General features: G+C 64.0%; 2 protein-coding genes and 2 pseudogenes. 2 read left to right on the top strand and 2 right to left on the bottom strand.

Translation table 11 applies throughout. The annotated features are described in order from the left end of the window. Window positions 1–385: 385 nt before the first annotated feature. On the bottom strand, window positions 386–1,345 hold the full coding sequence (gene pgfA / locus ACZ7NC_RS44300) for a cell envelope lipid trafficking protein PgfA (RefSeq protein WP_471497792.1): 960 nt from the start codon (window positions 1,343–1,345) through the stop codon (window positions 386–388). Window positions 1,346–1,710: 365 nt separating this feature from the next. Next, a pseudogene (locus tag ACZ7NC_RS44295) lies at window positions 1,711–2,592 on the bottom strand (SDR family oxidoreductase); the annotation flags it as partial. A 390-nt stretch (window positions 2,593–2,982) separates the two neighbouring features. On the opposite strand from ACZ7NC_RS44295, the pseudogene ACZ7NC_RS44290 reads away from it, so the two are divergent. Both ACZ7NC_RS44290 and ACZ7NC_RS44285 read left to right on the top strand, forming a co-directional pair. Beyond that, window positions 2,983–3,337, top strand: a pseudogene (locus ACZ7NC_RS44290) (IS6 family transposase); the annotation flags it as partial. 245 nt (window positions 3,338–3,582) lie between these two features. After that, window positions 3,583–5,382, top strand: coding sequence for a zinc metalloprotease (locus ACZ7NC_RS44285; RefSeq protein WP_471497790.1), 1,800 nt, complete (start codon window positions 3,583–3,585; stop codon window positions 5,380–5,382). The last annotated feature ends 381 nt before the right edge of the window (window positions 5,383–5,763 follow it).

Below are 5,763 nucleotides of genomic sequence, written 5' to 3'. Positions count from 1 at the left end.
CTGACCAATATCGACGCCCCGACGAGCACCGGGAGGAGGACACCCCGCAGTCCACCGGGTCCGTGGAACCCGGCGCCACCGGCACGACAGCCGACGCGCGAACCTGCCGGACCAACGCCCCCGACAGGAACGAACACGACATCACGGGCGCACGATCAACCGCTCGGCGTCGTGAAACAACGAGGCCGGGGCACGGGCGGCCGCACAGGTGGAGTTATAGATCTTGCACGTATCTGTTGTCGATGTGGCCGCCCCAGTTCACGCGATGACCCTTACCGAACACGTAGGCCGGCCCAGCTGGGAAGGTCGACCGGTCGTTCTGCCTCCGCGGAGGCCCTGTGCGCCGCTGTCGGCGGGCTGCGGTGCTGTCGCGCGCTTTGCAGCCTCACCCGGAGTGACGTCCTCTGCGAGTGCGCCTGCTGCGCGCCACCCGCCAGCCGCCCACGATGGTGAGCACGGCCCCCAACGCCCGTGCGCCCGCCGGTGCCTTTTCCTCGACGAGTTCAAGGTCGTGGCTGTTCTTAGAGGCGAAGGCCACCGCGGCGCGCTGGGTCGCGGGAGGTGACTGCAGCCGGTCGCTGCTCAGCAGAGTCACCGCGTCGTGCTTGGAGCCCGGTGCCCGCAGGGTCACCTTCGGGGCCATGGTCACGCGGAGGATCTGGCCGGTGCGTTGGTCGACGATGAATTCGATGTTGTCGTTGCTGTACCACTCCTCGGCGAGTATCTGAGCCTGTTTGCACCGTCCGACCAGGGCCCCGGGTACCTGCCGGGTCTTGCGCTTGGACGGCTTCACTACTCCGGTGAAGCGGTATCCCTCATAGCCCTGAACCTTCTTGACGCCGTCGAAGTGGAGCACGACCGTGTGGCCGAGGGTGCCGTCCCACCAGCGGTAGTCGCGTTTTTCTACATCGAAGGGGAACTTCAGGTACACGTCCCCCCGGTGGTACGGCTTCTCTCCGCAGCAGTGCACCGGCCGGTTCGTGCGGCGGTCGCTGACGAACCGCTCCACGCTCCATTCCAGCGACTTACGCGGGTCCTTCAGCCGCAGAGTCTCGGGGCTGTCGACGGTCGAGGACATGTCCAGGACGGCGTAGCCGCTGCGCTCGCTGGCCGCGACATCCCCCAGCACCCGCTGGGTGATGGTGAGTGTCTGATTCTCCTTGACGGACAGAGAGTCCTGGTCGAAGTAGCTGCCTTTCCCGCTGACGACGTTAGTGACATTGAGATTGATTGGAGTCACCTTGACCCGCGGCGTGACGTACAGCGCGAGCATGGGTCCAAGAACCAGCAGAAAGACACCGGACCCCAACAGTAGCAGCGATATCGGCGAAGGTAATTTGCTCATGGAGGAACATCACATTCAAGTGAAACTGACCGAGCCCTGAATGCCGGAATTCGATGGCCCGTGCCTCCCTTGACAGGAAGGCGGACCGGATACGGCACTCTCGGCCTCATCCGCATGGAACAGCGGCGCCGCTACGCGGACCTGTGCCGGGGGCGGCCGTTCTCTTCCGCGTTTCCGTGCAGTTGCGGCACCTTCGGGTTCCAGACCTGCTGCAGGCCCGCGGTGTCCCAGTGCTGCTGATTCGCGGCGTCCCACTGCCGCTGCGGGCCTGCGGTGCCGCCGTACTGCTGCCGTGGGTCCGCGGTGTTCCAGGGCTGCTGCGGGTCTGCGGCGTCGATGCGGTCTTGTTGGGCCTGGACCTGTTCGGCCTGGGCTAGTTCGTCTGCGGCGCCGCCTGCGCCGACCAGGCGGAGGGGGGTTTCACGGTCGGCGGACAGTTGGGGCTCAAACCGGCGCATCTCGCGTTGTCCCGCCGTGCCGATGATGCCGGGGAGGTAGCCGCGCATGCCTTGCAGGCCGCGAAGCCAGCCCTGGGCGTAGACGTGTGGGGAACGACGTTCGATGCCGGCGACGAGGCGGTCGACGGCCGGGCGCAGGGGATAGGTACGGTTGGCCGGCCAGGGCAGGCGCCGGCGCAGCTCGCGCAGGACGTCGTCCTCGTCCGCGCCACGCACCATGTCGGTGTCGGTCCAGCTCAGGTACGCCACGCCGACGGTGACGCCCTTGTGGCCGACCTCGGCGCGCAAACAATGAGCGAACGCCTCGACGCCCGACTTCGAGGCGCAGTAGGCCGCCATCATGGGGGTGGGGGTCATGGCGGCCATTGAAGCGATCTGCAGGAGATGGCCATGACTGTCGAGCAGGGCGGGCAGGAAGGCGCGGGCGGTGTTGGCACTGCCCAGCAGATTGACCTGCAACACCCGGTCGAAGGAGCGGGCGTCGCACTCCAGGAACGGTCCGCCCAGAGCCACACCGGCGTTGGCGACGACGACATCGACGGTCCCGAAGTGCTCCACGACCTTACCGGCGACCTCTGTCATGGCCTCGGCATCAGTGACATCGGCGTACCAGTAACCGGAATCGGTCGGCAGCTCCTGCGCCACCTGCTGCAACTCCTCCGGCTCCAGACCGATCAGCGCGATCCGCGCACCATGCGCTGCGAGCTCGCGCGCCAGCTGCCGACCGACACCACGCGCCGCACCCGTCACCACCACGACCTGATCCTGAAGGTCCTTGCCTTTCCCCATGATCTCTCTTCCTTTCTTTATGGCTTCGGGTTTTCTATACGGCGACTCAGCGGCGTCCCGCTCGGAGATCGGTAGCCTCTTTCCGTTTCCTCACACGACACCTCGAACAGTTGGGGGGTGATACCCCGGGTAACAGTTGCTGCGGCATCAGCAGAACACACACCGCCCGCGAAGTCACGCGTAATTGAAAAGAACCTTTGTTACGCGCCAGCAGGCGTGATGTTGGTCATGTCAATGACCAAACAATGTAAGGAGGCACGCACTCGGAACCCATGGGCGCGATGACAAAAAGCGTGGCTTTCCAGCCCTATACGGCACCACTGCACGCGACAGCCGGGCGTTATCAAGTTGAGGTGCGGGGCGTGATGATCTTGGTGGTGGTCGTCGTAGCGCGACGCGGAAGAGCTGCTCTTCGGGCGCTGCATCCAGGTGCCCTACGAAGCCATCCGCCTGTGGTGCGACCGTTTCGGCCCCGACTACGCCGTGCGCCTGCGCCGTCGGCGGCCGAAGTCGGCGATAAATGGCATCTGGACGAGGTGTTTATCAAGGTCAACGGCCGGATGCGGTACCTGTGGCGGGCCGCCGACCAGGATGGCAACATCCTCGCCATCCTCGTGACCAGCACCCGCGCCACCGCCGCGGCCAGGCGGTTCTTCCGCAAGCTCCTCAAGGGCATGGAGACCGTGCCACGGGTCGCGATCACCGACAAGCGCCGCTTTTACGGGGCGCCCACCGCCAGGTCATGAGATTCCTGGCCCCCTTCTCCCGGATCTCACCCTGGGTTTGTGACCAAAGTTGTATCGGCCTGCCACCTTTCGGCTTGCGGATAGCTCCCGAGTGAATACTTTAAGCGTAAAACAGGTGGGCTGCCCACGGGTCTTAATAGGCATAGAGCACACGGTTTCCGGTCGAGGGCCTACGAGAAGCGGAACATCCCTCGCTTCGCCGTCATCGTCGATCCGTACGAGCGGCAATAGGAAGGAACATGAAATGACTCGTCCGAACAATCAGCATGGTCGACACCGCCTGGGAAAGCCTGCTACCCGTCTGAAGAACAGGCGCTTCCTTACCGCAACAGTCGTGAGCCTGGCCGTTACAGGCGGTATCCAGCTGATGAACGCCACTGTCAGTTCTGCGGAGGTGAACCCGAATAAGGACTGGGCTAAAACCGGTCCGGATGGCCGCGTACATTACGGATTTGATCCCACCGTACCCGACGCGGGAAGGCGGGTATTCAGAGATGGTGCCAGTATTTGGAACCGGGAACTCGGGCGTGACCTCCTCATTGAGAGTGAAAATCCCCAAGTGCCCATCAGGATGGGCACCCTGCCGGACTCGGGTGAATTCGCCGCAGCCACCTCCACCGGGATATCAGTTGATCCGAACGCAAACCTGTTCAAAATGAGAAGCGTTTGGGATCAAGACAAATTCCATGTGAGGCGGGCTTATCCGGATTACCAGAGTTTCGAGAACGCGATGCTGGGCCAGTACGTGCCCAGGGCCGCTCATGAGTGGGGTCACGCTTTGGGATTAGGTCACGCCTCTGACGCGAGGAACATGCAGAACCCGAAGCCGGCAACTCAGGACGAACTCATGAGAGGACAGGGAACGGTGGGGGAAAACCCTAGCTGGGGTGTGGCTCCCGGGCCGAACCAAGCCGAGCTTGCCGAAGTAGCGAAGCATTACTCCAACGGCTCGGGTTCCAACGGCTCTGGTTCCTCTGATTCGGGTTCCGCTGGCTTGGGTGGTTCCAGTGTCGGTGGTCAGGGGCAGCGCACTTTCACCGCCACTGGCTCGGGTTCCGCCACCAGTTCCCCCGCCACTAGTCCCGCCGGCACTGGTACACCCGCGCAGTTGTCGACGGAGACGTTGTTCCCTCCGCAGGACGAGGACGATGAGCAGAGTCAGGACAACGGTGGTCAGGGGCAGCGCACTTTCACCATGCCTGACGGGAAGCGTGCCACTCTCAGTGAGGACGGGACTCGGGTCAGCTTTGAGGGACAGGAGGGTTCGTTCCCACGTTCGATGTATGAACGTGCGTATGGGCCGATCCCGGCCTCTGCTGGCCCGCAGTACATAAAGGATCTGACGCCCGAAGAGGTTCTGTCAGGCTCGAAGCAAGCTGCTGTTGCGGCCCCGCAAGACAGTACGAGCAGCCAGCAGGTGGCCGGTGCCTCATCTGGTCGCCAGGGCTCGTCCAGCGACTTCACCTGGGCTGGTGACCATTACGAGTACACGGGTGCCAGTGATCCTCACTGGGCGTGGGCGGGTAACAAGGACGGGGGCGGCAGGTGGACCCACAACCCCAACCCGCAGAGCCAGCAGGAGCTGGGGGTTTCTTCCGCCAGTGGGACCACCACACCAGCGACCACGTCCGATGCCGGCGGCATTGCTGCCGCGAGCGGTATCACCCCGGTTGCAGCAGCTGACGGCACCGCCACCAATAGCGGCACGGTTACGCCTTCGGCTTCACCGGCTGCTGACGTGCAGAACCAGCCTCAGAATTCTCTGGCCGACCCGGCTCCTGCTGCAGCTGTGTCCCCGCAGGGTACTGGGGCGGGTGAGATCACGGTTGACTCGCTGTTGAATCCGCTCTATCAGGTTGGGGCTGAGTCGCCGTACGCGGCACCTGACGTTCAGGCTCCTGCGGTTGGGCCTGCGCCTGTGGAGCAGCAGACTCCCGCTCCCGCCCCGGCTGAGGCTCCTGCGCCGGTGGAGGCTGCTCCGGAGGCGGCGTCGGCTCCGGGGGATTCTTCTGGCGTCGGCGTCGGCGGTGGCTATTGGGGCTGAGGCTGTGTCACGGCGACGGGTCTGTTGCCTTGCTTCGCACCGAGACGGTCTCGGAACCATCTTTGAACCCCAGCAATGGCCGCTGCAGGAGGCGGTAATGGACGTGGGTGACCGGTGACGGGTCGGTCATCCGGAATGTGACGTTGAGCGAGCCACGAGCCGCGTGAAGTTCCGAAGGATGGTGGCTATCTCCTCCTTCGCACGTGCAGAACTTCGGCACATGCATGGACTCCCACGCTCGGCTGGTCTTCGCGGACAAGGGAACACAGAAGGCCCGCGCCGGTGGACCTTAGGTTCTAGCGGTCCTCGCAACACTCATGATCATGGGAGTTGCGAGGACCGTGGGCGGCAAGAGGCTCGATCCGGATTTGAAGAGGCTGT

It is taken from the genome of Streptomyces sp. NPDC111802, from assembly GCF_055634335.1.
Note: the sequence above shows the minus strand (reverse complement) of the source record. Positions and strands in the feature narration are given on the sequence as shown.